This window comes from Rhizobium rhododendri (genome assembly GCF_007000325.2).
GTDB lineage: Bacteria > Pseudomonadota > Alphaproteobacteria > Rhizobiales > Rhizobiaceae > Rhizobium > Rhizobium rhododendri.
Genome location: NZ_CP117267.1, coordinates 2,331,185 through 2,357,366 on the forward strand (window position 1 = coordinate 2,331,185; position 26,182 = coordinate 2,357,366).

Here is a 26,182-nt window from a genome sequence, read left to right on the forward strand (position 1 = left end):
CGCGTCAGGGAAACAATCGCCGTCCTTGTGTCAATCCCGCCGTTGAGGCTTGCAACGCGAGCGGCGTTGGTTCATGCCCGTGTTAACGACATCAGGCAGACAACCATGACCGTCACCGATCCCCGCGCCTTTCTCACAGCCCTGTTCGATGTGGCCGTCGCTGCGGCCGATCCACTGGCAGGCATCCGCCGCCATCTTCCACGGCAACCGAAAGGCCGAACCATCGTCATCGGCGCAGGCAAGGGCTCGGCGCAGATGGCCGCAGCGCTGGAAAGCTGCTGGGACGGACCGCTGGAAGGGCTCGTCGTCACACGCTACGGCTTTGCCGTTGCCTGCGAGCGCATCGAAATCGTCGAAGCGTCGCACCCCGTCCCCGATAGATCTGGGCTCGATGCCGCGACGCGGCTGCTGCGTCTGGTGCAGGGGTTGAGTGCCGACGATCTGGTGATTGCGCTGATATCGGGAGGCGGCTCGGCGCTGCTGCCTTCGCCGGCCGTAGGGCTGACGCTTGACGACGAGATTGCCGTCAACCGCGCCCTCCTCGCATCCGGCGCGCCGATCTCCGTCATGAACACCATCCGCAAGCATATCTCGACCATCAAGGGCGGCCGGCTTGCCGTCGCCGCCTATCCCGCCAAGGTCGTCACCCTTGTCGTCTCCGATATCCCGGGCGACGACCCGGCGCTCGTGGCCTCCGGCCCGACGATTGCCGGTACCGGCGATCGCTCCGACGCACTGGACTTCATCCGGCAATATTCTCTCGCCCTTCCCGCCAATGTCCTCGCGCACATCGGAAGCCCGCAAGCCGATGCACCGGCCACCGACGACCCGCGTTTTGCGCGCAACGAAGTCCACGTGATCGCCTCGGCAGGCGTTTCGCTGGAAGCAGCCGCGAACGCATCCCGCGCCTTCGGCATCGAAGCAGCCATCCTGTCCGATTCGATAGAAGGCGAGGCCCGCGAGGCGGCCCGTGTGCATGCTGCCATTGCCCGCGAAATAGCGGCGCGCAATCGCCCGTTCGCAAAACCCGTCGTGCTTCTGTCAGGGGGCGAGACCACGGTGACGGTGGCCGGCGACGGCAAGGGTGGCCGGAACTCGGAATTCCTGCTGTCTCTCGCCATCGATATCGACAGTTTTGAGGGCATCGACGCCATCGCCGCCGATACGGATGGTATCGATGGGAGCGAGGACAATGCGGGAGCCTTTGCGGACGGCAGCAGCGCTGTCCGCATGCGCGCGGCTGGCATCGTGCCCGCCGATCGCCTACGCAACAACGACGCCTGGTCGGCTTTTCACGCCATCGGCGATATCTTCGCCCCGGGTCCGACCGGCACCAACGTAAACGATTTCCGCGCCATCCTGATCCGCTAGCGCAGCAACCCTGCGGGCCTATTGATTTAGGATTTGGAGCAATCGTCGCATCGACCATAGGCAGCGGCGGTGGATGTCCAGCGGAAGAAATGGCTGTGGCAGCCAACGCATTCGATTTTGGTGACGGGACTTTTCTTGGCGGGACGCGCAAGAAATGGCAGGCGATTCTCGGTCTTCCACTGCTCAAGCCTGGTGACGATCATGTCGCCCTCCCGCAAACCGCGTTCTGTCTCGAAACAAGACTGCCCTAGTTTGGAAATTTTGCGAGAGCCCGGCCTGTCCAGACACATTAAATTTTTTCAACAGCGTTAATCGATAGTAAAAATACAATAAGTAGCCCGTGAGAAATAACGTTTCTATTGTTGAAATCTGCAGACAAGCTCCACCATACAGCTGTTCACCAGCCGATTTTCAAGCGACTCACATCCCTGCGCCACAGGACGGTATCGCCATTACTTCCGATTCAATTATGACTGGACATATGGGGAAGGCAGCGCTCTTCTGGCGTTTATCCTGTTTCGGAGAACCGACGACATGCACCTGACTGCCAAGCGCTTGACCCTGACCGCCCTGATCCTGACGCTCGACCTGATAGCAGTGATGCCGGCCTCTGCAGCTTCCCCGCAACCGGTGAAGGCAGATCACGGCATGGTGGTCACGGCCCAGCACCTGGCAACAGATGTCGGGGTCGCAGTCCTGAAAAGCGGTGGCAACGCTATCGATGCCGCTGTCGCGGTTGGCTATGCCCTCGCGGTTGTCTATCCGACAGCTGGCAACATCGGCGGAGGCGGCTTCATGACCATCCGCCTGAAGGACGGCAGGACAACCTTTCTCGACTTCCGCGAGCGGGCGCCGCTTGCCGCCACCAAGACGATGTATCTCGATGACAAGGGCAACGTCGTCAAAGGCGCCAGCACCGAGGGCTACCTTGCCGTCGGCGTGCCGGGATCGGTGATGGGCCTCGAGACGGCGCGCGAAAAATACGGCACGAAATCGCGCGAGGAGCTGATGGGGCCGGCAATCCGCTATGCCCAGGAAGGCTTCACGCTCGACCAAGGCGATGTCGTCGAACTCGGCGGCGGCCAGAAGCGCCTGTCGCGCGACCCGGCTGCGGCTGCCATCTATGTCAAGCAAGATGGCAAGTCGTTTGCGGTCGGCGACCAGTTGCGCCAGCCGGACCTCGCCGCCACCTTGTCGCAGATTGCCGAGAACGGTCCTGACGGATTCTACAAGGGCCGGACGGCAGATGCGATCGTCAAGGCGAGCCAGGACAAGGGCGGCGTCCTCGCCAAGGCAGACTTCGACCAGTACAAGGTCCGCGAACTCGCACCGGTCACCTGCAATTACCGGGGTTACGAGATCGTCTCTTCGCCCCCGCCCTCCTCCGGCGGCGTCATCATCTGCGAAATCCTCAACGTGCTCGAAGGCTATCCGCTGTCCTATCTCGGTTACGGCTCGGCAGAAACAGTACATCTGATGGTCGAGGCCATGCGCCACGCCTATGTCGACCGCAACGCGCCCCTTGGCGACCCCGACTTCGTCGACAACCCGGTCGCAAAGCTGCTCGACAAGGGCTACGCCAAGCAGATCCGCGACAGCATCGATCCCTACCGCGCCGGCGTCTCCAAGGACCTGATGCCGAAGGGTTTTGGCGAGAGCCACGAGACCACCCATTATTCGATTATAGACAATGACGGCAACGCCGTGGCCGTCACCTATACCCTGAACGGCTCGTTTGGCGCCGGCGTCGTCGCACCCGGTACCGGCGTGCTGCTCAACAACGAGATGGACGATTTCACCTCCAAGCCCGGCGTGCCCAATCTCTATGGCCTAGTGCAGGGCGAGGCCAACGCCATCCAGCCGAAGAAGACGCCGCTGTCGTCGATGAGCCCGACCATCATCGCCAAGGACGGCAAGCCCTTCATGGTCATCGGCAGCCCTGGCGGTGCCCGCATTATCACCATCACGCTCGAGACGATCGTCAACGTCATCGATTTCGGCATGGATATCCGCCAGGCCATCGATGCACCGCGCATCCATCACCAGTGGCTGCCGGACAAGGTCTTCACCGAGCCCTACGCGCTGTCACCCGACACGATGCGGCTGCTTGCCGCCATGGGCTACAACGTCGCGGTCGACAAGGACTGGCCGATCTGGGGCCAGGCAGCCGGCATCTTGGTCGGCGGCAAGAGCGTTGCCGAGATCGCGGCCGGCGGTGGTGCGCGCTACAACGGCGCGATGGACAGCAGGGCCGGTTCCGGCACGGCGAGCGGCTACTAGCGCGGTATCTGCCGGCAAAATCCGGCCGTCGCCTGCCAGATCCGGGCAAAACTGTTGCAGGTCTGCAAAATAAGTCTGCCTTTCTAGTTTTGCGGGGTTGATCTGCATAATTGCATATAGCAAAGCTGGAAAACGAGGCGTATACCGGCCCGGTTCAAATGCGGCTCTTGCGCCGTTACCAGATTTGCGGGTCTGCCCCCGGGCTCCCACCGCACCACCGAGAGCGATAACCGACGATGTCGGATCAGACCTATCCGTCCGCCTCCCGGCCGGCGGCACCAAATTTCCGTACGATTGCGCTGATCGTCGCCAGTTCGATGTTCATGGAACAGCTGGACGCCACCGTGCTGGCAACGGCCCTGCCGACGATGGCGCGCGACTTCAACGTCAGCCCGCCGGCAATGAGCATCGCGCTGACATCGTATCTGCTCAGCCTGGCGATTTTCATTCCCGCCAGCGGCAAGATCGCCGACCGCTTCGGCTCGCGCACCGTGTTTCGCAGCGCCATAGCCGTGTTCGTATTCGGCTCCATCCTCTGCGCACAGGCTCCGACATTGTCCTTCCTCGTGGTCGCCCGGCTGATCCAGGGGATCGGCGGCGCCATGATGATGCCGGTCGGCCGTCTCGTGCTGATGCGCAGCGTCGACCGCAAGGATCTGGTCTCGGCCATGTCCTGGCTGCTGGTGCCGGCGCTGATCGGCCCGATCGTCGGACCGCCGGTGGGCGGCATGTTCGTCACCTACCTCGACTGGCGCTGGATCTTCTACATAAACGTGCCCATCGGCATCCTTGGCTTCGTGCTCGTCAGCATCTTCATCGAGGACGTCAAGGGACCGGCGAACGGACCGTTCGATCTCTCCGGCTTCATCCTGTCCGGCATTTCGCTGGGCTCCCTGCTGTTCGGCTTCGAGATGTCCAGCCGCTCGGGCGAAGGCTCCATGGCCATCATGCTGATTGCGATAGGGGTGCTGTTCGGCATCGCCTATCTCAGACACGCCAAGAAGCATCCGTCGCCGATCATGGATTTCTCGCTGATGCGGGTGCCGAGCTTCGGGGCGTCCGTCATTGCAGGCTCGCTGACCCGCATCACTCAAGGGGCACAACCGTTTCTGATCCCGCTGATGCTGCAGCTCGGCTTCGGCATGTCGGCAGCCGCTGCCGGCCGGATCGTCATCGCCACGGCCATCGGCTCCATGGCCATGAAAGCCCTGCAATCAAAGGTGCTGAAACGTTTCGGCTTCCGCAACAGCCTCATGGTTTTCGGCGTCATCGGCACGCTCGGCTACGGCACCTGCGCCGCCTTCCGTCCGGATTGGCCGATGCCGCTGATCTTCGTGATCCTGATGCTGTGCGGCTTCTTCATGTCGTTCCAGTTCACGGCCTACAACACCATCGCCTATGACGAGATCGACAGAGACCGGATGAGTGCTGCCACCAGCTTCTACACGACCTTCCAGCAACTGATGCTGTCGCTCGGCATCTGCGTCGCAGCCCTGGCGCTGCACGGCTCGATGTTCATCCAGGATCACCAGCAGGCCGAACTCAACGACTTTTCAGCCGCCTTCATCGTGGTCACGCTGATTTCGCTGAGCGCGACGATCTGGAACTCCCGCTTTTCGAAGACCGCCGGCGCCGAAATGAGCGGCTACAAGAGCAAGCGTCCGTCGCCGATCAGTGAACACTGAGGGCTCGCCGGGCGCATTGATGCCAACCCTCCTTCCGGTCTAGATGAGCTCAGGTCGCAAAGCGGGCAGAGCCCTGGAGCAGAGATGGTCGCCGGTATCCACCACATCACGCTGATTACCCGCAAAGTGCAGGCAAACGTCGATTTCTACGCGGGCTTCCTCGGGCTGCGGCTAGTTAAGCGTACTGGCGGTTTCGAGGATGCGACGCAACTGCACCTGTTTTACGGTGACGCCAGCGGCTCGCCAGGCTCGCTGGTAACCTTCCTCGTCTGGGAAGACGGGTCGCCCGGCCGCGCCGGCTACGGACAGACCGGCGAGATCTCGCTTGCCATTGATCCCCTCAGCATCGGCTTCTGGCTAACCCGATCCCTCACCTTCGGCCTGAAGGTGGAAGGGCCCATGGATGAATTCGGCGAACCGGTGCTGCGGCTGAAGGACCCGGATGGCATGATCGTCAAGCTGGTCGGGAACACCGGATTGCACGCCGGCACGCCATGGGCATCGGACGGCATTCCCGGGGAACACGCCATCCGCCGCCTGCGCGGCGCGACTCTGTTTACCGAGAAGCCCGGGGAGACGCAGTCTTTCCTCGAACGACATTTCGGCTACCGGCCGCAGGCGACCGCCGGCAACATCCGCCGCATGGTCTCGGAGCCCGGCGACATCATTGATGTCCGGGATGCCGCCGGCTTCTGGTCGAGCGCGCCGGGAACAGGCACCGTCAATCACGTCGCCTTCCGCGCCAACGACGATGCAGAACTGCAGGCCGTTCTCGGCACTCTGCAGGATTCAAATTCGGGCACCGTCAACGTCCACGACCGAAAGTATTTCCGGTCGCTCTACGTCCGCGAGCCCGGCGGTATCCTGTTCGAACTCGCGACCGATACGCCCGGCATGCTGATCGACGAGGAGAGCAGTACACTCGGAACGAAACTGTTCCTCCCGGCCGGCAATATCGAGCGGGAGCGCGAACTGACACTGCTGATGCCGCAATTTGCGATGCCCGGCGAGCCGAGGGTGATCTATCGCGACCTGCCCTTCGTCCACCGCTTCTATACGCCCGAAGACGCCGACGGCAGCGTGATCGTGCTGCTGCACGGCTCCGGCGCCAACGAAACCAGCCTGTTGCCGCTTGCCAACCGCATCGCACCGCGCGCCACGCTGCTCGCAGTACGCGGCTGCGCCGAAGAGGACGGGCTACCGCGCTGGTTCCTGCGCCTCACGCCTTTCACCTTCGTCCAGAGCGATATCGTCAGCGAGGCCGAAGCCTTTGCCGCCTTCATCGAGGGCGCTATCAAGGCCTATGGTCTCAAGGCTCAAAGAACCGTCTACCTCGGCTATTCCAATGGCGCCAACCTCCTCAACGCAATGCTGTCGCTCCATCCGCACGTGATCCACCGTGTCGTACTGCTGCGTTCGATGCCGGTCCTCGACCAGCGTCCGCAGGCTGATATGAGTGATGTGGACGTGCTGATGATCTCGGGCGAATTCGACGACTACGGCCGCTACGCTGAGACGCTGCGCACCGAACTTGCCACTGCCGGTGCCGACGTCGAGCTCCGGATCGTGCCGCACGGCCACGAGTTGACCGATGACGATGTGGGGATCGTGCGGGCTTGGCTGGATAAGACGCATCGAGCCGAGGACAGCGTGGTCTGAGACACTGCTGAGTTAGGTCGTTCGACGCAAGACGCCCCCCTCTGTCGGCGACGCCGACATCTCCCCCACAAGGGGGAGGGGAGATGAGCCGTAGGCTTCCGGGCTGCCTTACAAGAAATCCGAGCACCGGCGTTAAATCCAACCCCTCAGTTCTTCGTCACCGGCTTGGAGCGCATCCGCGATACCGTTTCGCGCTCGGCGCGCTTGCAGCGCATCGGCGGCAGGCCTCGGTCCATGAGGTCCATGTCCTCGATGACCATGTCGCCCATCTTCTTGAAGGCGCTATTCAGCGCGCCTGCGCGGTGTGCGGAGCGGATGAAGCCCTTCAAACGGCGCACCGGGTGGTCCTTGCCCAGCGGCTCTTCCGGATAGACGTCACTGGCAGCGACGATGTGGCCCGAGGCTACGGCGGCCATCAGCGCGTCGAAATCGACGACGTCAGCGCGGCTGAGCAGGATGAAGGCCGCCCCCTTGCGCATGCCGGCAAAGGCCTCGGCACCAAGAAAGCCCTTGTTCTCGCTGGTGACGGACGCGACTACGAAGACGAAATCGCTGTTCGCCAACACGTCGTCGAGGCTGGCAGGCTGCACGCCAAAATCCTCGAGAATGGAGCGCGGCATCCAGGGATCGTAGACCTTTATCTTCACCCTGAAGCCACTGAGGACCCTGTTCAGCGCCTTGCCGAGATCGCCGAAGCCGACAATGCCGATATCGGAGCCACTGATCTGGCGGGCGCCGGCATTGCCGTCGCCGCCCCAGAGTTCGTTGCCTTCGCGAAACGCGACGTCCGCATCGACGATATCGCGCGCCAGACTGAGAGCGAAACCGAGACCGATCTCGGCCACGGGCTCGGCAAACACCTGCCCGGTGGTCACGACATGGATGCCGCGCTGGAACAGCACGTCATAGGGCATGTTGTTCATCAGGTTGCTCTCGACGTTCAGAATGCAGCGCAGCTGCGGCATCCGGTCGAGCGTTTCATGGGAAAGCGGCGGCTGACCGATGATGTAGCGAGCCCTGCCGAGAATATCGTCGCCAAGGCCGGCGATGTTTTCCGGGTCGGCTTCGACGATCTCGTATGTCGCCCTGAGATGCGCTAGCGCTTCCGGCGTGAAGATCAGTTCGAGCGTGCGCGGCTCGGGCGCGCTGATGGCCAGCGGCCGGTGTGTGGTGGGCATAGAATCTCCTGTCGTCTGACGCCACTCCCCGGGCGCGTCTCGGTGAAACATGGCGAGTAACGGAAAAAACCGCAATGGCCGCGAACGCTCCTCTCGTCCGCGGCCCGCCGCAGGCCTGAAACGCGTTCAGCCGCGGAATGTGTATGTTTCGATCGATTGCGGCTTCATCTCAATCGAGAAGCCCGGCATGCTCGGCGGCATGTAGGCGGCGTCCTTGATGATGCAGGGATCGAGGAAATGCTCGTGAAGATGATCGACATATTCGATCACACGGCCGTCCTTCGTGCCGGAAACCGCGATGTAGTCGATCATCGACAGGTGCTGCACGTATTCGCAGAGACCGACGCCACCGGCGTGCGGCCAGACCGGCAGATTGTATTTGGCCGCAACCAGCAGCACAGCCAGCACCTCGTTCAGACCGCCCATGCGGCACGAATCGATCTGCACGATATCGATCGCCCCCTCGGCGATAAACTGCTTGAACATGATGCGGTTCTGGCACATCTCCCCAGTCGCCACCTTCACCGGCGCCACGGCTTCGCGGATCTTGCGATGGCCGGCGATATCGTCCGGGCTGGTCGGCTCCTCGATAAAGAACGGTTTGACAAAGGCCAGCTGGTTCACCCAGTCGATGGCCTCGCCGACTTCCCAGACCTGATTGGCATCGATCATCAGATAGCGGTCGGGGCCAATGACCTCGCGGGCAATCGTGAGGCGACGGATATCGTCCTCGAGGTCGCGGCCGACTTTCATCTTGATATGATTGAAACCGGCATCGATCGCTTCCTGGCAGAGACGTCGCAGCTTGTCGTCGCTATAGCCGAGCCAGCCGGCCGAGGTCGTGTAGCAGGCATAACCGTCGCGTTCGAGGGTGGCGATGCGCTCCGCCTTGCCGCTTTCGGCTTTCTTCAGCAAAGCCACGGCCTCGTCGCGCGTCAGCACGTCGGTCAGGTAGCGATAATCGACGATATCGGCGATCTGTGCGGCGTCCATCTCGCTGACCAGCCGCCAGACCGGCTTCCCCGCCTGCTTGGCGAGCAAATCCCAGACCGCGTTGACGACGGCGCCGGTTGCCAGATGCATGGCGCCTTTCTCAGGGCCGATCCAGCGAAGCTGGCTGTCGCTGGTCAGGTGCCGCCAGTATTTTCCGGGATTTTCGAGCACAGTCGCAAGATCGGTGCCGACAACCAGATGCGCCATCGCCTTGATTGCCATGCAGCAGATCTCGTTGCCGCGGCCGATGGTGAATGTCAGGCCATGGCCGGAAAGGCCCGGCTGGTCGGTCTCGAGAATGACGTAGGCCGCCGAATAGTCCGGGTCGGGGTTCATCGCATCGGATCCGTCAAGGCTGAGCGAGGTCGGGAAGCGGATGTCGAATACGCGGAGATCGGTGATACGCGTCATGGCGGCTGCTCCTTGGAATCAGCGACTGGGCGCTGGCGCTAACGGGCCGCAAAATCCAGCAGGCGCCCATGCGGATTGTTCTTATGTGAAGAATATTTTCACAGATGGGTCGCGCGTGCAAGATCGCCAAGCGCACAGAGAGGTCGGGAGTGCCCTTTTCACGACACTAAAAAGCCGCCGGTCTTTGCAAACCGGCGGCCTTTCAATCCATCCCGAACCGACCTAGCGGTCGGAAATATCTTCCGCCTGGCGCTCGGCCACTGCGGCAACCGGCACTGCGCTGTCATCGGCCAGAAGCCGCTTGCGCACCAGGACGCTCATTACGCGGGCGGCTGTCGAAAATGTCATCGTGTCGAGCGGGCCTTCGCCTTCCCAGGGTTTTGTGAGACGCTCGGTCACCGCGCCGAGCAGGTTGCTCGGCATGATGTCGGTGCAACCCCGCATCGCCTCGAAGGCGGCACTGATCGGAAAGATCCGGCCTTCAAAGGTGACCAGCGGCTCGGAGCTGTCGGCGCCCCATTCCTCGAAAGCATGGATAGCTTCGCGAAAAAGCTGCTGCAGGGTGATCGGTGCGTGCCCGTCATGGAGGGCTGGCAGTACATTGGTCATGGCTGTCTCCTTCTATGAAGGTCCGAGGACCTCCGGTAAGGCCGGCAACATGGGTAACGAAACGTATTCCCGTTGGCCAACTAACACGACCGAGTCTATAGATTAATCAGGATTAGGAAAGCCCCCAATGGGCAGTTCGTCGATTACGCTTCACTTTCAAGAGCTTATTTAGAATATCATGCTGATGAAAGTTGATGCAGCGCACCGGCTGAGCGCCTCCGTGGGGGCATATGCTGTCACGTCGCCGGGGTGATTTTGATATCATCGACGCGATTGGGATAGAAAGCCATGAAGCCCTTTATGGCTGCAACTGCCTCGTGGGGCGTCTCGTAGGTCCATATCGCATTCTCCGAGCGCTCGCCGCCACCGGGTATGCTGTAGTAGGAACAGTCGCCCTTGTAGGGACAATGGGTGCTGTGATCGGTTCTCTGCAACGCCGTCATGTCGACGTCCTCGCGGGGTATGTAGAGCACCGGCGGATATGACGCCTCCCGCAAGCTGAGCGCGCGGCGCGTGTCGGCGATTGTCTTGCCTGCCACCGTAACGACGACATGATCGTTCGTTTGCTCGATCGAGATGGGGTGGTCGGGTCCGGGGATCTTCATCGGGTTTTGCGGCATGTCCATTCCTCCACCGTGCCCGGCGCCTTGCCGGGCTATCTTCACGATATAGGGTGGCGCGGCGTCGACGCAATGCACGCCTCGGGCGTACCCTCTTCCCTTGTGGTTACGCGTTAAGGTTTACAGCGGAAGCGGCTGGAAGTAGCAATCGCGCTGGCATAGGGATGCCCGGTAAATAGCTGCAATGATTGCAGTCCACGCCGGGAGGCCCGATCCATGCTCATGACCTCGCGCGAAGCTGCAGATCTCGGTTTTCAGGTAATCCTGGCGATCGGCGCAGTCACCTGGGGCATGGCGGTGGCGGATGTCTCGCTCAGGGGCCGGCAAACGACAGTTCACATCATAGACATCGGACGTCCCGTCCTCTGGGCAGCTGTGCCCATGCACATCGATCGACTTGATCAGATGTTTGCCGTCAACGCAGCAACACCGATGGCACCCCGGCCGGAAAACGACATCTGTATCGACGCGATCGGACTGAGAATGGCGTGCGACCTCATCGCCCCACGTCCGCGATCATCGTAAGCCGTTCAACCCTCGAGCATGGTCCTGAGTTCGGCGGGGTCGCTGATGCCGAACTCGTACCAGTCGATCAGCGAACGTGCGGCCACCTGAGCATCGGGGCTGTGGATGTCGACAGACTTGTCCACGCACCAGGCGTCGAGCACCGCCTGCAGCATGCCGAGATCGCTGGATTGAATGCCTTCCTTGGGCCAGTCCGTCGTTGTCGTCATCACTCGCCCTCGCCTTCGATCCCTGAAGCACAGACCTTACCCGCAATCGCCACATTTTCAACAAATTTGCTCAGCTTGCCGGGCTGTTAACTCCGACCCGTGGGATATTTGCCGCATTTGGGCAAGCCACAAGGCGAGCTGCAACTTTTGCCATGAAATCAGGAACCAACTTTCCACTTGCTAGTTCCTGCTACGGTTGGTCGCGCCACATTTGCGGCAACTCAAGATAAATGCATAAGGCCAGTCATCTGGCAGGAGGTTATTATGGGTCGTGGTATTTTGCTTTGGTTGCTCGGCATTCCGATTCCGCTCATCATCATCATTCTCCTATTCGTTCGATAGGAGGTCGCAGTGACCATTCCAACAACCGGCTACGAGGCGGCTGCCCCAGTCGAATCGTCGGCCTCCGCCGTAAGCTGGGCACCGGTGATCGCCGGTGCCGTGGCTGCCACGGCGATCACCCTGATACTTCTGCTGGTCGGCTCCGGCCTTGGCCTGACGATGGTGTCTCCTTGGGCTAACGCAAGCTCGTCGGCGGCTACTGTCGGCGTCGCTGCAGCCGTATGGCTCATCGTCATCCAGTGGCTTTCGGCTGGCGTCGGTGGGTACCTGACCGGCCGGCTTCGCACGAAATGGACCGGCGTCCATACTTACGAGGTCTTCTTCCGTGACACTGCCCATGGGTTTCTGTCATGGGCAGTGGCAACGATCGTCGTCGCCGGCCTGTTGAGCTCGGCTGTCAGCTCCGTTATCGGTGCTGGCGCGCAGGCAACGGCAGTTGTCGCCGGCGGTGCTGCAGCAACGGCTGGTTCCGCTGCTGCCTCGAGTGCTTCCCAGTCTTCAAGCACCTTCTCGCCTGCCTACTACACCGATGCACTGCTGCGGCCTTCGCGTCCTCAGGCTGCTCCCGGCAGCGACAGCAACGAGAACGTCACTGCCGAAGTGTCGCGCATCTTGCTGACTGGCGCGGCCGATGGCGGTATTTCGCCTGACGACCGCACCTATCTGCAGCAGGTGGTCGCCTCGCGCGCCGGCCTGTCCGATGCCGACGCCAAAGCCCGCGTCGATACCGTCCTCAAGCGTATCGACGATGCCAAGGTTGCCACGCAGCAGGCAACCGACAAGGCTCGCAAGAGCGCATCGGTCGTTGCTCTTCTTGGAGCCCTGTCCCTGCTTGTCGGCGCCTTCATCGCCGGTGTAGCCGGCGCCATCGGCGGCCGTCAGCGCGACGAGGACGAAGAACGCATGGCGCTCAACGCCTGAGCCAGCTTTGCAATTGATCCGGGAGGCGGCCTCAAGCGGGCCGCCTTTTTTATTTGCTCTGCAACCGGTGAGCGTCTTCGGAACAAACTGCGCCTTTTGAGGTTTGACCCCTGTCCCACTGAAAGGTTTCCTATGCAAAACCGATCCCCAACGCCGTCCGGCTTCACGGTGCCGGTCGTCCTCACCATCAATGGCGAAAAGCATGATCTTCAGGTGGCGCCCTGGACGACACTGGTCGATCTCCTGAGGGAAGATCTGCATCTGACCGGAACGAAGAAGGGCTGCGACCACGGCCAATGTGGCGCATGCACGGTGCTGATTGACGGTGTTCGCCTGAATTCGTGCCTCATCCTCGCTGTCACCCGTGACGGCGCCGAAATCACCACCATCGAAGGTGTCGGCGAACGCGACAATCTCCATCCGATGCAGCGCGCCTTCGTCGAAAACGACGCCCTGCAGTGCGGATACTGCACCCCCGGCCAGATCTGTTCCGCCATCGGCCTCGTCAACGAGGGCAAGGCCAGCAACCGAACAGAAATCCGCGAGCTCATGAGTGGCAACATCTGTCGGTGCGGAGCCTACACCAACATCGCCGATGCGGTCGAAGACGTGCTGTTTGAAGACCACCGGGAGGCAGCCGAATGAACCGGTTCGAATACATCAAGCCCGCCAACGTCAGCGAAGCGGTTGCCGCACTCGCATCGAACGCCGGTGCGCAGGTTATCGCTGGCGGCACCAACATAGTCGATCTGATGAAATACGACGTTGTCGCCCCTTCCGTGCTCGTTGACATCAATGGCCTCCAGCTGAAAGACATCGAAGCGCTGCCCGACGGTGGATACCGGATCGGAGCACTCGCATCCAACAGCGACATCGCCTATCACGAAGGTATCCAGCGGGACTATCCGCTGCTCTCCAGCGCAATTCTTGCCGGCGCTTCCCCGCAGCTCCGCAACGCGGCCACAGCGGGCGGAAACCTGCTGCAGCGGACACGTTGCTATTATTTCTATGACCCGTCGACGCCGTGCAACAAGCGCGAGCCGGGCAGCGGCTGTTCCGCCATCGGCGGCCTCAACCGGATCCATGCCATTCTCGGCACGAGCGATAGCTGCATTGCAACCCATCCATCCGATATGTGCGTCGGGCTGGCGGCGCTCGATGCGGTTGTCGAGGTCACCGGCCCGGACGGCGAACGCACCATCGAATTCGCCGATTTCCATCGGCTTCCCGGCGATATGCCGGAAAAGGACAACACGCTGATGCACGGCGAAATTGTTACCGGCATCCGGATCGATGGCAAGCCGAGCACCACCCATCACACGTACCTGAAACTGCGCGACCGTCTTTCCTATGCCTTCGCGCTGGTATCCGTGGCCGTGTCGCTGGACATGGACGGGGGTGTTGTATCCGGCGCCCGTATCGCGCTCGGCGGCGTTGCCCACAAGCCATGGCGTGACAGGCAGGCCGAGGCAGCGCTCATCGGGCGCCAACCTTCGGAGGCCGATTTCCGCGCCTTCGCCGCTACGCTGCTTGCACCCGCAAAGGGCCAGGGCAGCAATGATTTCAAGATACCGCTGGCAGAGAAGGCCATCCTGCGTGCCCTGAGGCAGGCCGTTGCCGGAACCCCGCAGGTCCAGTCCGTAAAGGCGATCGCATGAAAGAGAGCCCCTTGAGCACCAACACACGCCATATCGGCCATCCCGTCCCGCGCGTCGACGCAGGGCTGAAAGTCACTGGCCAGGCGACGTATTCCGCCGAATATTCCGAACCTGGCCTGCTGCACGGCGCCGTCGTGCTGAGCACCATAGCCGTCGGCAAGATCGTCAGCATCGACACCACGGCCGCGAAGGCCTTTCCCGGTGTCGTGGAGGTCTTCACCCACGAAAACCGGATGGACGTCGCCACGTCGGACAAGAAGTGGCAGGACGATACCGCAGCCCCGGGCCATCCCTTCCGACCGCTCGATTCCGACAAGATCCTCTTCGACGGCCAGCCCGTCGCTTTCGTCGTCGCCGATCGATTCGAGACCGCCCGCGATGCGGCGGCACTGGTGAAGGTACAATACGAGGCAGCCGAGGCGCATACCGACATCGAGGCGGAGCGCGGCAACAGCTACGTGCCGCCTACCAAGAGAAACGGCATAGCACCTCCCCCGAAGCCCCGCGGCAAGGCAGAAGAAGCCTATGCATCGGCGCCCTTCAAGGTATCGGCGGATTACGCGCTGGAAGGTGAACACCACAATCCGATGGAGATGTTTGCCACCACCGTGCTGTGGGAAAATGACAAGCAGCTGACCATCTACGACAAGACGCAGGGCTCGCAGAACTCGCAAAAATTCGTTTGCAATGTCTTCGGGCTGGAGCAGGACGACGTGCGCGTCATCAACGCATATGTCGGCGGCGCCTTCGGTGCCGGCCTGCGCCCGCGCCACCAGCTTTTCCTCGCTGTCATGGCAAGCCTGCAGCTGAAGCGCTCCGTGCGTCTGGAACTGACACGTCGCGAAATGTTCTATCTCAGCTTCCGCCCGCTGATGTTGCAGACGGTGTCGCTTGGCGCCGATGCCAACGGCCAGCTGCAATCCGTCATGCACGACGTGGTTTCCGGCACGTCGCAGTTCGAGGACTACCAGGAAGTCGTCGTCAACTGGTCGGGGCTCGCCTACCGCTGCGAGAACGTCAAGCTGGGCTACGAACTCGCCAAGCTAGACACGATGACACCGGGCGACATGCGCGCCCCGGGCGCCGCCTCCGGTTTGTTCGCGCTGGAATCTGCGATGGACGAACTCGCCTATGAGATCGACATCGATCCGCTCGAACTCAGGACCCGCAACTTCATCCATTTCGACCAGAACGACGACAAGCAGCTGACCAGCAAGGCGTTGCATGCCTGCTACCGGCAGGGTGCGGAACGCTTCGGATGGTCGAGGCGCCAGATGCAGCCGGGCTCGATGCGCGACGGCAACGAACTGGTTGGCTGGGGCATGGCCACAGGCTTCTGGGACGCGATGCTCAGCCCCGCCGAGGCCAAGGTTCGCTACACCGGCAATGGCCAGATCGTCGTGGAAGCGGCAGCCAGCGATATCGGCACCGGCACCTACACGATCCTGACGCAGATCGCCGCCGAAGCCTTCGACGTTGCCATGGACCAGGTCGTCGTTCAGATCGGCGATTCCACCCTGCCGACGACCACGGTCGAGGGTGGCTCCTGGACAGCCGCCTCCACGGGTTCAGCCGTACAGGCCGGCTGTCAGGCTGTAATCCAGCAGATCCTGACGCTGGCACAGAAGACCAAGGGATCGCCACTCGACGACGCCAAGATAGGCGATGTCGTCATCCGCGAGGGCCGCCTGGTGCTGAAGACGGACGAAACCAAGGGAGCGACCATCGCCGATCTCCTTGCCGCCGAGGGGCTGTCGTCTCTCGAGGGCGACGGCTCGGTGGCACCGGACAAGATGCAGATGATGAAGTTCATCAGCTACACCCATTCCGCAGTGTTTGCGGAGGTGCGTGTCGATGCGGAACTGGGTGTCGTTCGTGTCACCCGCATCGTCAGTGCGATCGCTGCCGGCAAGATCCTCAACCCGAAAACGGCACGCAGCCAGATTCTCGGCGGCGTCGTCATGGGGATTGGCATGACATTGCATGAAGAAGGCATGTGGGACCACCGCAGCGGCCGGATCATGAACCACAACCTTGCCGAATATCACGTGCCGGCCCATGCCGACATCGACGATATCGATGTGATCTTTGTCGAGGAATTCGACGACAAGGCAAGCCCCATCGGCATCAAGGGCCTCGGCGAAATCGGTCTCGTCGGCGTCAGCGCGGCGATTGCCAACGCGATCTTCCACGCCACTGGCAAGCGCCAGCGAAACCTGCCCGTGACCATCGACAAGATTATCGACCAAACGATGCCAGCCTGAGGACGACCCCATGACAAAGAGCCCACCGCACAATCCGCAGGCCTACCGCGACGATCTGGAAACCGTCGAAAAGGACGAACCGGAGACCGCCCGCGCACTGGCGGACACCATGCTGTCGATCTCGCACAAGACCTACCGCGACGGAGGCCATGCCATCCGCAGCGTCCATGCTAAGAGCCACGGCCTGCTGGAAGGCGAGTTCCGGGTCATGGACGGCCTGCCGCCCGAACTGGCGCAGGGCCTGTTTGCAAAGCCTGCCAGCTACAAGGCTTTCGTGCGGCTATCGACGACGCCCGGAGACATTCTCCATGACAGCGTCTCGACACCGCGCGGTCTGGCGTTGAAAATCGTTGATGTCGATGGCCCGAGGCTTGACCCGGAAGACGACAGCGCATCCCAGGATTTCCTGATGGTCAACGGCAAGCAGTTCAACGCGTCGAGTGCAAAGGCCTTTCTCCTAAACCTCAAGGCACTGGCGGCAACCACGGACCATGCCGACAGCCTGAAGGAAGTTGCCTCAAAAGTCCTGCGTGGCATCGAAAGCGTTATCGAGGCTGTAGGAGCAAAAAGCGCCTCGATCATCTCGCTGGGCGGCCACCCCGAGACGAATATCCTCGGCGAAAGTTTCTTTGCACAGCTTCCCCTTCGCTACGGCGATTATGTCGCCAAGTTCGCGCTCGTTCCACAATCCGAAGAGCTGAAAGCGTTGACCGGCCAGGAGTTGGATCTCAACCACAATCCAGACGGGCTGCGCGAGGCCGTATCCGACTATTTCCGCAGAAACAAGGCGGTCTGGGAGTTTCAGGTGCAGCTCTGTTCGAACGCGGAGGAGATGTCGATCGAGGATGCCGCTGCCGTCTGGGACGAGGAAAAAAGCCCGTTTATCACGGTCGCCACCCTGACGGTCGAGCCGCAGCCGTCCTGGACGCAAGAGCGCGACCGCGAGATCAACGACGGCATGTCCTTCCGCCCCTGGAACGGCCTTGCCGCTCACCGTCCGCTCGGCAGCATCATGCGGATGCGCAAGCTTGCCTACGCCCGCTCCGCAGCCTTCCGCTCGGAACGCAACCAGACCCCGGTCGAAGAGCCTACCGAGAAGGCCCTGACCGCCTAGCTAAGATCAGCCTTGCGGCGGCCGCTTTCAGCATCCCTAATTTCAACACTGTCTTCGGCTGATTCCCAGCCGAAGACGCTCCGGCCGCCCCACTCCGCCGAGCGGCGGAATTCGCCGGCGACGATCTCCTTCAGATCGGGGCCGGTAACGTAGCGCTCCAGCTGGCGTGTCTGGTCGTCGAGCCGTTTCAGCGCCTGCATCTCCTCGTCACGACCGAGGCGCCCTTTGCGCACCGCCGATTTCATCACGTTGATCGTCTCGTCATAGACCTTTAGCGGCACCGGAAACGGATGCCTATCCTTGCCGCCATGGGCGAGCGAGAAACGCGCCGGGTCGGAAAACCGGCAGGGCGCGCCGTGCACCACTTCCGCCACCATGGCCAGCGCCCGCACCGTGCGCGCGCCGACACCGGGCACCAGCAGCAATTGCGAAAAGTCCTTCGGACCACGATCGGCCGCAGCAGCTATCGCGCCATGCAGCCGTCGCATGTTGACATCCTCCTGCCGAACATCGTGATGGGCGGGCATTATCAGATGCGGCAGCGTCATTTGATCGGATAGTTTGCGCGGTTTTCCGGCAGCCTCGAGATCGATGACTTCGCGCAGGATGCGGTCGGGACCGAGGGAGGCCAGCAGATCCAGCTGGCCGGAGCGCGATTGGTCCGCTCGCCGGTCTGCAAGATTGACGATCTCGCCGAGGCTATGACCTTCGATAGCGGCGTGCGGCGAATCGAGGAAGCTTTCGAGCCCGGCCGATTGCCAATGGTAGCGCCGCGCCTGCCTCGCCTCGCCGTTCATGCCCTGCTGCACCACCACCCACTTGCCGTCGTCGGTGACGATGAAGCCGTGCAGATAGAGATCGAAGCCGTCCTGCAGCGCTGCACTGTCCACCTTGGCGACGAGCCGGCTGGTCGTCGCCAGTGCTGCGCCATCGATGCCGACACGCCGCCCGATGGCCATCAGCTCGTCCGGCGTCTTGCGCGATTGCGCGCCTCGACCGCCGCAGACATGGATGCCCAGTTCACCGGCCATCGGCGCCAGCCCGCGCTTCAGCGCTCCGATGACGCTCGTGGTGATACCGGACGAATGCCAGTCCATCCCCATCACCGAGCCAAAGGATTGAAACCAGAAGGGATGAGCAAGTCGGCTGAGAAACTCGTCGCGACCGTAATGCTGGACGATGGCCTCGGTGATCAGCGCACCCAGCCGTGTCATGCGCTGCCCCAGCCACGGCGGCACACGACCACCATGCAGCGGCAGATCCGCGCTTCCCGCCCTTTTCGTGACGAACCCATTCCTCTCAGCCGATTACCCCCAAATCACAGGCGACGATGGTTGTCAGCCATCCCAAGCCGTCGCACCGATAAAGATCGCCGCCATCGCTTCGATGCCGGCCTGATCGACACGGTCGAAACGGCCCGGCAGCGGGCTGTCGAGATCGAGCACCCCGAACACCTGGCCATCGCGGATCAACGGCACGACCAGCTCCGAGCGCGAAGCGGCATCGCAGGCGATATGGCCGGGAAAGGCATGGACATCCTCGACCAGCATGGTCTGCGCCTTCTCCACCGCCGTCCCGCACACACCACGGCCCACGGCGATCCGCACGCAGGCAGGCTTGCCCTGAAAAGGCCCGAGCAGCAATTCGTCCTCCGACTGGAGAAAATAGAAGCCGGCCCAATTGATATCGGGCAGCATCTGGAAGATCAGCGCCGAGGTATTGGCAGCATTGGCAATCGCATCCGTCTCGCCGGCAAGCAGGCCGCCCAGCTGCGCCTGCAGCGCATGGTAGAACTCCGCCTTGTCGGCATGTGCAATCATGGTTTCCTGGAACATCGCCTATCCCCCGCATTTCTGTACTGCCGATGGCCGGGGATGCCTTATCCCCATGCCCGCACCTGTCGTCTTGCCCTTTTATCGTCCCGGACCGTGTATAGGCCAATTCGCATCACGCTGACAGGGACTGTCGCGGGCGGCCCAGCCGCCATAGCCAGCGGAGAATGCGATACCCCGCAAATACCGCTGCCAGCACCCACATCAGCCCCGCCAAAAGCCAGCCGGATACGGTTGCAAGAAGGCCTGCCGCGGTCAAAGCGGCACCGCCGACCAGCACCAGCGCGCCACGGAACCGCGGGCCGAAGCTTTCGGCAAGCCGCCGGAAACGCGAGATATCGGCGGGACTGTCCGCAAGCTTCAGCACATCGTGCGTGGCACGGTAGCCCGCGCCCTTCGCGAGGGCGCCGAGTTCGGTCGCGGTGGTCGTTAGCGCCGCCAGCGGTTTCGCACGCACCGAACGGGAGAGCGTCAACCGGGCCGCGCCAAGATCGCCGGCGGAGGCAAGATCGACCGTTTCCCGCACAGCGTTCGCGTCGATAAGATCAGTCGCCACCGAGGTCATTGCTCGGCGGAATGGCGGCCGCAGCAAATCCGCCTTGTCGGCGGCCTTCAGCACCGTGACGCCGACCCGCGCCGGCGATGCCATGCCGAAACTCGCGATCGTCACGCCCGTAATCACCAGCCCTGCGGCGGCAAGCCCCATCGTCAGCGGACTGTAGGCCTCACCATTGATATAGGAGCGGCCTTCGTGCACCAGGTCGCGGGCGTCGCTGATGCCGGTGAGATCTGCTGTAACGGCACCCGCCAGCGCCTCGGGGCTCCTGGCGTCACCGCCGGCAAGCCCGCTCCAGGCATCCCGCAGGCTGCGTCCGGCATCAAAACCCTGTGCCGCCGCGACACGCTGCCGAAGATCGGCTGGAATGATGACATCACGGCTATCGGCGAGTGCCAACAGGCTTGCAGCCAGATCCGGATCGTCATCGCCAAGCGCCTTGCCGATCGCATCCTGGTAGGCAGTGGCCGGAACCCCGCGCAGGCGATAAGCGACAATCTCCGCCTCGCTCGCCCCCGACCGCAACACCGCAACCCCCTCCACCGCCTCCGGCACGATGACAACCCCCGCAACCAGCCCGCAAGCAAGGATCACAGAGAGCGCAAAGCGGGATACGGAAGAAAGTAAAACCACGAAAACCTCGCTGGCTCGAAGGCTTCGGCCATGCGCAGGATATAGGGAGCGCAGGGGAAACGGCAAATTTGGGTGGGGAGATCTGGGCAACCGTGAACAACACAGTTTGCGCTTTTGCAGACCGCCAGCCGCGCTCTTCAGAGCGCGCCCTGACTTGCACTTTGTGACTGAGTGAGCAGGATTTGAAACTTTGCTGTCGTGATCTTGTCCCATAAGCTGCTTGTAGCCACCGGCTCGCAAGCCCTGCGCTCTCGAGGGAAATGCTGATGATGATGACCACGAGATCCATAAAACTCGCATCCATCCTGTTGGGCCTGCTTGGTTTCGGTCTATCCTCAGCCGTTGCGCAGGATGTAGCAGCACCGCTCTCGGCGGGATTTTAGGACCTGTGTGTCGCTGATAGCGCCCATCCACCGAAGCTCTGGAAGATCAGCGGCAAACTCGACCCCAATGCATGGAGATCGCGTATTGTCTGCGACCTCTCGTCGCCTGCGCGGCCCTTCTTGCATATCACGGTGCATCCCGGCGACGCGCCTGACCAGAGCGTCGGTGACGCACCGATAGAGCGCGTCGAAATCCAGATCAGGAAGCAGGTCATCAAGTTCGACAAGCCGACCTGGTATCACTTCACCTTCAGGCTCGACGCGCCATGGTCAGGGATTGGCAATCGCACCGTCATCCATCAGGTAAAGCAGAATATCCCGACAGAAGAGACGAAGCCTCTCGGTTCCTGCCAGTCAGCCAACCCGCTGTTCAAGATCGAGGCGATCCCCTCCAAGACCGGCGCAGATTTCGTTGCAAAGGTGAGGGGAACATCGGACTGCAATGCCGGTACGTCCCAGATCGTCTGCGGACCCTGGCCCCTAGAGATAGGCGAATGGAACGATGTCAACGTCATGCTGAAGCCAAGCCTGCAGGAAGGCGCAAGCGCCTTGCAAGTCGCCCTCAACGGACGCGCCTGCGCAATTTCCTACACCGGACGCCTCGGCTATCTCGATCACGGCATGCGCGACGAAGACGGGCACCCGTACATCGACGTCCAGCCACGCTTCGGCATCTACAGGGACACCCTGCCCGATCTCATCCAATCCATCGACTTCGCCGATATTAAATTCTGGTCCACCGACCCTACCGGCGATCCCGCCTGGTCGAAACTGGCAGGATCCGGCAGGTAAGGAGAGCCGCCGCAAAAGCATTTTTGCTTCACGCTCAGAATGCTCTTGTGGAATTCCTCCTGGCTTGATCCACGACTATCATCGCCAGAGGTGGCACTGGTGGTCTCACGCTGGGGGATGTCAAATCGGACGGGAGGTCGGCATTCGGAGCTAAGGGAAATAGTGTTTATCGGGTCATCCCCTTAGTTCGGATCTGCCAACTTCAATTTGGCCAGCGCGCTCTTCAGCCCCTTGGGATAGAGTTCAGGGTAGCCATCGCGATCGAGATCGTCAGGGTGGTACCAGCGCGCGACGTTGGGGGTGCCGTCGCTTTCGTGAAAGACGATGTGATCGCCTGTCATGGATTCTTTGAGAGGGAATTTGACCTCGAAGACGAAAATCACTTCATGACCGGGCACGCCGCCAAACGTGTAGAGGTTTTCAAAAACCTGCGGTCCACCGACAATTTCGATCTCGACACCCAGTTCTTCCAGGAACTCACGCTTCAGTGCGACTTCGGAAAGTTCGCCGAACTCGATACTACCACCCAGCGGACGAACGCCTGCAACGCGACCTTGGCCGTCTGAAACCTCGGCTGCAAGAAGGCGCCCTTGGTGCCAGACCAGGCCTATTGCCTTCACGCTGATTGGCGTCATTGGATGCGATGTGCTCATCGTCGATACAATTAGAAGAGTAAATTAACGGCCGCAAGTCGTCGAACCGCGCTCCGGCGGCAGATAAAAGACAACCTCCGCCGTTTCCCCGAACCCACTATCCCGCTCATCCCGTTTTGCCGCAGATTTTACTGCGCTTTCTCTGCGGCTTGTGATGTAGTCCCCGCAGGCCGCAATCAGCGAGAGACATCATGGCATCCGACCTCGACCGTAGTTTCCAGACATCCCGTCGCGAAGATCTTGGCCTTACGACGATCGGCAATCCGGCCGGCCTCTCGGTATCGGCGCTTGCCAGTGGCGCACTGTTTGCCATCGAGCATCGCGACGCCGCAGGCGTGCAGGTGATGATCAATCAGGTGCTGGGCTCACCTATCTATGGCGGCATCGGCCGGCTTTATTTGAGAACCGGCGGCCCCGATCCGGTGTTGGCCGAGATCGTCGGCCCGCGCGCAAAGGTTCGCTTCGCCAGCAGCGACAGCGCATTCTCATGGACCGGCGAAACCGGCGGCATCCGTCACCGCGTCCGCCTCGAGTTGCACCCAGCCGAGCCGATCTGGCTTTGGCGCGTCTCGCTGGAAAACACCCGCTCTGAACCCGTCGATGCCGACGTCGTGCTGGTCCAGGATATCGGGCTCGGCGACCGCGGGTTTCTGATGAATAGCGAAGCCTACGCCTCGCAATATATCGACCACCACGTCGCGACGCATGAGCGCTTCGGCCCGGTGATCATGAACCGCCAGAACCTCAAGCAGGGCGGCGGCCACATACCGTGGCTGGCACAGGGTTGCCTCGAAGGAGCCGCGGCCTTTGCCACCGATGCGATCCAGCTCGTCGATACCCGCAGGCCGGACGGACAGCTCGTGCCCGCCTTCGGGGTGGCCCTGCCGAGCGAACGGCGCCAGCACGAGGTCGCCTGCCCGGCGCTCCAGTCGCCACCGATGTCGCTTGCGCCCTCAGCCTCCGGCAGCGCGACGTTCTTCGGCCTGTTTGTCGCCGATCATCCGGAGGCATCGAGCGATGCCGATCTCGCACTCCTGGCACCGCTGGCGGATCTGCCAACCGCCACCACCGGTCCGCTCATTGAGGCGCCACCCGTGCGCAGCCTGGTGCAGGATGCGCTGCTGCTGGCGGCGGCGGCCCTCGACGACGCAGCCGTTGCCAATCTCTACCCAAACCGTGAGCTGGAGGAACGTGTGGACGGCAAGCTGCTATCGTTCTTCGTGCCCGGCGGTTTTCGGAACCGCCACGTGGTTTTGCTCGAAAAGGAGCTCCGTGTCGCGCGTCGCCATGGTGCTATCCTGCGCAGCGGACAGAGCATGCTGCCGGACGACAACACGCTGGCGGCAACATGCTGGATGCAGGGCATCTTTGCCGCCCAGCTGACCATCGGCAACACCTCCTTCCACAAGCTGTTTTCCGTCTCGCGCGATCCCTACAATCTCACCCGCAACAGCGGGTTGCGGATCATGGTCGATACCGGCTCCGGCTGGCAGCTGCTCGGCGTCCCCTCGGCATTCGACATGGGCCTCAGCGACTGCCGCTGGATCTACCGGCTGGCCGACCGCACCATCACTGTCTCGGCAGTTGCTGCCGGCGACGATCCCGCCATGCAGTGGACCATCGCCGTCGAAGGCCCGGCCTGCCGCTTCCTTGCCTACGGCCAGGTGACGCTCGGCGAGCGCGAATACGAGACGAGCGGGCGGATCACCCTCGATGCCGAAGCAAAGCAGGTCACCCTGCAGCCGGATCCGAACTGGCTCTGGGGGCAGCGCTACCCCGATGCCAGCTACCGGCTGGTGTCATCGACGAAAGACGCCGTCGATGTCGTCGGCGGAGATGAATTGCTCTATATCGACGGTGTCGCGCGGAACGGACCTTTCATCGCCCTCAGATCGCATGCGACGCAATCGCTGACCTTCGCCGTCGTTGGGTCGATGGTCGATGCCACCGAGGCCGAGCGCCTTGCCAGCCGATACAAGGCTGGCGTCTCCAAAGCCGCCATGCTCGACCCCGCAGACCGCTTCTGGAAACACGCGACACGCGGCCTCGAAATCACCGGCACCGGCCCGGATCTAGCAGCCCATGCGGCGATCCTGCCCTGGATGGCCCATGATGCCATCGTCCATATTAGCGTGCCGCACGGGCTGGAGCAGTATACCGGCGCCGCCTGGGGTACGCGCGATGCCTGCCAGGGGCCGATCGAATTCCTGCTCTCCTACGAGCACGATGCGGAAGCCAAGCAGGTCCTGAAGATCATCTTCGGCGAACAGTTCCGCGACCGGGGCGACTGGCCGCAATGGTTCATGTTCGAGCCCTACGCCAATATCCGCTCGAGCGAAGCCCATGGCGATATCGTCGTCTGGCCGCTGAAGGCGCTCTGCGACTATATCGAGGCCACCGGCGACCTCGGGTTCCTTAACGAGACCACGGCCTGGCGCGATGATGGCAGCATGGAGCGGACGCCGGAGAAGGCATCGATCGCCGACCATGTCGAAAAACTGCTGGCGACAATCCGCACCCGCTTCATCCCCGGCACCAGCCTGATCCGCTATGGCGAAGGCGACTGGAACGATTCGCTTCAGCCGGCCGATCCGCACCTGCGCGACTGGATGGTCAGCAGCTGGACCGTGGCCCTTCTCTACGAGCAGATCGTCCGCTACGGCGCGATCATGGAAAGCATCGGCAAGATCGCCGAGGCAAGGCGGCTGAGGACCAGCGCAGCGGCGATGCGCAGCGATTTCAACCGGCTGCTGATCCGCGATGGCATCGTCGCGGGCTATGCCATCTTCGATCCCGCCCACGACGGTGTCGAGCTACTGCTGCATCCGGAAGACCAGCGCACCGGCCTGCATTATTCGCTGATCTCCATGACCCAGCCGATGCTCGGCGGCCTGTTCACCGCAGACCAGCGCCACGATCACAAGGCTCTCATCCGCGACCACCTGCTGTTTCCGGACGGCACCCGCCTGATGGAAAAACCCGCCACCTATTCTGGGGGTCCCGAGACGCTCTTCCGCCGCGCCGAATCGTCGTCCTTCTTCGGACGTGAGATCGGCCTGATGTATGTGCACGCCCATCTGCGCTACTGCGAGACCCTGGTGCTCGACGAAGATGCCGATGGTCTCTGGCTGGCTCTGGCGCTCGCCAACCCGATTGCCGTCACCGACCGTCTTGCGCACGCATCCCTGCGCCAGCGTAACACCTATTTCAGCAGCAGCGATGCCGCATTCCATGACCGCTACAGCGCAGCGCGCGAATGGGATGAGGTGAAGGCGGGCTCCATTGCCGTCGATGGCGGCTGGCGCATCTATTCGAGCGGCCCGGGCCTCTACACCAAAGGCCTGCTGCAAAACGTCTTCGGCTTTCAACGGAAAGCGGGCAAGCGTCTCGCGAAGCCGTTGATCTCGTCATCGATCAACGTCTCCCGTATGACCCGGGAAGATATGCCATCGGATAGCGCCACTCAGGGTATCGAGACCTCAAAGCCGATATAA

22 protein-coding genes are annotated in these 26,182 nt (G+C 62.1%); 13 read left to right on the forward strand and 9 right to left on the reverse strand.

The window, feature by feature from the left end; translation table 11 throughout:
* The first annotated feature begins 105 nt into the window (after nucleotides 1-105).
* From PR018_RS11355 to PR018_RS11375, 5 genes are all read left to right on the forward strand, one after another.
* A complete protein-coding gene (locus tag PR018_RS11355) occupies nucleotides 106-1,371 on the forward strand; it encodes a glycerate kinase type-2 family protein (protein ID WP_142830751.1) in 1,266 nt (421 codons plus the stop codon).
* A 95-nt stretch (nucleotides 1,372-1,466) separates the two neighbouring features.
* The gene (locus tag PR018_RS11360) at nucleotides 1,467-1,622 is read left to right on the forward strand and encodes a hypothetical protein (protein WP_153816486.1); all 156 of its coding nucleotides are present in this window, start codon (nucleotides 1,467-1,469) and stop codon (nucleotides 1,620-1,622) included.
* Between the two features lie 283 nt (nucleotides 1,623-1,905).
* Nucleotides 1,906-3,651, forward strand: coding sequence for a gamma-glutamyltransferase (ggt, locus tag PR018_RS11365; RefSeq protein WP_142830749.1), 1,746 nt, complete (start codon nucleotides 1,906-1,908; stop codon nucleotides 3,649-3,651).
* Nucleotides 3,652-3,887: 236 nt separating this feature from the next.
* Nucleotides 3,888-5,336, forward strand: coding sequence for an MFS transporter (locus tag PR018_RS11370; RefSeq protein ID WP_142830747.1), 1,449 nt, complete (start codon nucleotides 3,888-3,890; stop codon nucleotides 5,334-5,336).
* A gap of 84 nt (nucleotides 5,337-5,420) precedes the next feature.
* Nucleotides 5,421-6,995: a VOC family protein gene (locus PR018_RS11375; RefSeq protein WP_142830745.1), complete on the forward strand. Its 1,575-nt coding sequence runs from the start codon at nucleotides 5,421-5,423 to the stop codon at nucleotides 6,993-6,995.
* A 146-nt stretch (nucleotides 6,996-7,141) separates the two neighbouring features.
* Here PR018_RS11375 and PR018_RS11380 read toward each other — a convergent pair whose 3' ends face one another.
* The 4 genes from PR018_RS11380 to PR018_RS11395 all read right to left on the reverse strand — a co-directional run bounded on the left by PR018_RS11380 (nucleotide 7,142) and on the right by PR018_RS11395 (nucleotide 10,806).
* Nucleotides 7,142-8,173 carry a hydroxyacid dehydrogenase gene (locus tag PR018_RS11380; RefSeq protein ID WP_142830743.1) on the reverse strand — a complete coding sequence of 344 codons (1,032 nt, stop codon included), beginning with the start codon at nucleotides 8,171-8,173 and terminating at the stop codon, nucleotides 7,142-7,144.
* Between the two features lie 126 nt (nucleotides 8,174-8,299).
* Entirely contained in the window at nucleotides 8,300-9,577 is a 1,278-nt protein-coding gene (locus PR018_RS11385) for an L-fuconate dehydratase (RefSeq protein WP_142830741.1), read from the reverse strand.
* Between the two features lie 222 nt (nucleotides 9,578-9,799).
* Entirely contained in the window at nucleotides 9,800-10,186 is a 387-nt protein-coding gene (locus PR018_RS11390; protein ID WP_142830739.1) for a BRA0787 family protein, read from the reverse strand.
* 236 nt (nucleotides 10,187-10,422) lie between these two features.
* Complete coding sequence (locus tag PR018_RS11395; protein WP_142830737.1) at nucleotides 10,423-10,806, reverse strand: DUF427 domain-containing protein; 384 nt, start codon at nucleotides 10,804-10,806, stop codon at nucleotides 10,423-10,425.
* A gap of 216 nt (nucleotides 10,807-11,022) precedes the next feature.
* On the opposite strand from PR018_RS11395, the gene PR018_RS11400 reads away from it, so the two are divergent.
* Nucleotides 11,023-11,331, forward strand: a complete 309-nt coding sequence (locus tag PR018_RS11400; RefSeq protein WP_142830735.1) for a hypothetical protein — start codon at nucleotides 11,023-11,025, stop codon at nucleotides 11,329-11,331.
* A 5-nt stretch (nucleotides 11,332-11,336) separates the two neighbouring features.
* Here PR018_RS11400 and PR018_RS11405 read toward each other — a convergent pair whose 3' ends face one another.
* Entirely contained in the window at nucleotides 11,337-11,540 is a 204-nt protein-coding gene (locus tag PR018_RS11405) for a hypothetical protein (RefSeq protein WP_142830733.1), read from the reverse strand.
* Between the two features lie 351 nt (nucleotides 11,541-11,891).
* Here PR018_RS11405 and PR018_RS11410 point away from each other — a divergent pair, with 351 nt between their 5' ends.
* The 5 genes from PR018_RS11410 to PR018_RS11430 all read left to right on the forward strand — a co-directional run bounded on the left by PR018_RS11410 (nucleotide 11,892) and on the right by PR018_RS11430 (nucleotide 17,839).
* Nucleotides 11,892-12,803: a tellurite resistance TerB family protein gene (locus PR018_RS11410; RefSeq protein ID WP_142830731.1), complete on the forward strand. Its 912-nt coding sequence runs from the start codon at nucleotides 11,892-11,894 to the stop codon at nucleotides 12,801-12,803.
* Between the two features lie 132 nt (nucleotides 12,804-12,935).
* Nucleotides 12,936-13,448 carry a (2Fe-2S)-binding protein gene (locus PR018_RS11415; protein WP_142830729.1) on the forward strand — a complete coding sequence of 171 codons (513 nt, stop codon included), beginning with the start codon at nucleotides 12,936-12,938 and terminating at the stop codon, nucleotides 13,446-13,448.
* Nucleotides 13,445-14,461 carry an FAD binding domain-containing protein gene (locus PR018_RS11420; protein WP_142830727.1) on the forward strand — a complete coding sequence of 339 codons (1,017 nt, stop codon included), beginning with the start codon at nucleotides 13,445-13,447 and terminating at the stop codon, nucleotides 14,459-14,461. Before PR018_RS11415 ends, PR018_RS11420 begins: the two co-directional genes overlap by 4 nt.
* The gene (locus tag PR018_RS11425) at nucleotides 14,458-16,725 is read left to right on the forward strand and encodes a xanthine dehydrogenase family protein molybdopterin-binding subunit (RefSeq protein WP_142830725.1); all 2,268 of its coding nucleotides are present in this window, start codon (nucleotides 14,458-14,460) and stop codon (nucleotides 16,723-16,725) included. Before PR018_RS11420 ends, PR018_RS11425 begins: the two co-directional genes overlap by 4 nt.
* Before the next feature lie 10 nt (nucleotides 16,726-16,735).
* Complete coding sequence (locus PR018_RS11430; RefSeq protein ID WP_142830724.1) at nucleotides 16,736-17,839, forward strand: catalase family protein; 1,104 nt, start codon at nucleotides 16,736-16,738, stop codon at nucleotides 17,837-17,839.
* Here the strand turns inward: PR018_RS11430 and PR018_RS11435 are convergent.
* The 3 genes from PR018_RS11435 to PR018_RS11445 form a co-directional block, all read right to left on the reverse strand.
* On the reverse strand, nucleotides 17,836-19,053 hold the full coding sequence (locus PR018_RS11435) for a DUF763 domain-containing protein (RefSeq protein WP_244615382.1): 1,218 nt from the start codon (nucleotides 19,051-19,053) through the stop codon (nucleotides 17,836-17,838). The genes PR018_RS11430 and PR018_RS11435 overlap by 4 nt on opposite strands.
* A gap of 123 nt (nucleotides 19,054-19,176) precedes the next feature.
* Nucleotides 19,177-19,674 carry a GAF domain-containing protein gene (locus PR018_RS11440; RefSeq protein ID WP_142830720.1) on the reverse strand — a complete coding sequence of 166 codons (498 nt, stop codon included), beginning with the start codon at nucleotides 19,672-19,674 and terminating at the stop codon, nucleotides 19,177-19,179.
* Nucleotides 19,675-19,786: 112 nt separating this feature from the next.
* The gene (locus tag PR018_RS11445) at nucleotides 19,787-20,860 is read right to left on the reverse strand and encodes a hypothetical protein (protein ID WP_142830718.1); all 1,074 of its coding nucleotides are present in this window, start codon (nucleotides 20,858-20,860) and stop codon (nucleotides 19,787-19,789) included.
* A gap of 428 nt (nucleotides 20,861-21,288) precedes the next feature.
* On the opposite strand from PR018_RS11445, the gene PR018_RS11450 reads away from it, so the two are divergent.
* Nucleotides 21,289-22,035, forward strand: a complete 747-nt coding sequence (locus PR018_RS11450; RefSeq protein WP_224127979.1) for a heparin lyase I family protein — start codon at nucleotides 21,289-21,291, stop codon at nucleotides 22,033-22,035.
* A 182-nt stretch (nucleotides 22,036-22,217) separates the two neighbouring features.
* Here PR018_RS11450 and PR018_RS11455 read toward each other — a convergent pair whose 3' ends face one another.
* Nucleotides 22,218-22,670: an NUDIX hydrolase gene (locus PR018_RS11455; protein ID WP_224127963.1), complete on the reverse strand. Its 453-nt coding sequence runs from the start codon at nucleotides 22,668-22,670 to the stop codon at nucleotides 22,218-22,220.
* A gap of 209 nt (nucleotides 22,671-22,879) precedes the next feature.
* On the opposite strand from PR018_RS11455, the gene PR018_RS11460 reads away from it, so the two are divergent.
* The gene (locus PR018_RS11460) at nucleotides 22,880-26,182 is read left to right on the forward strand and encodes a cellobiose phosphorylase (protein ID WP_224127961.1); all 3,303 of its coding nucleotides are present in this window, start codon (nucleotides 22,880-22,882) and stop codon (nucleotides 26,180-26,182) included.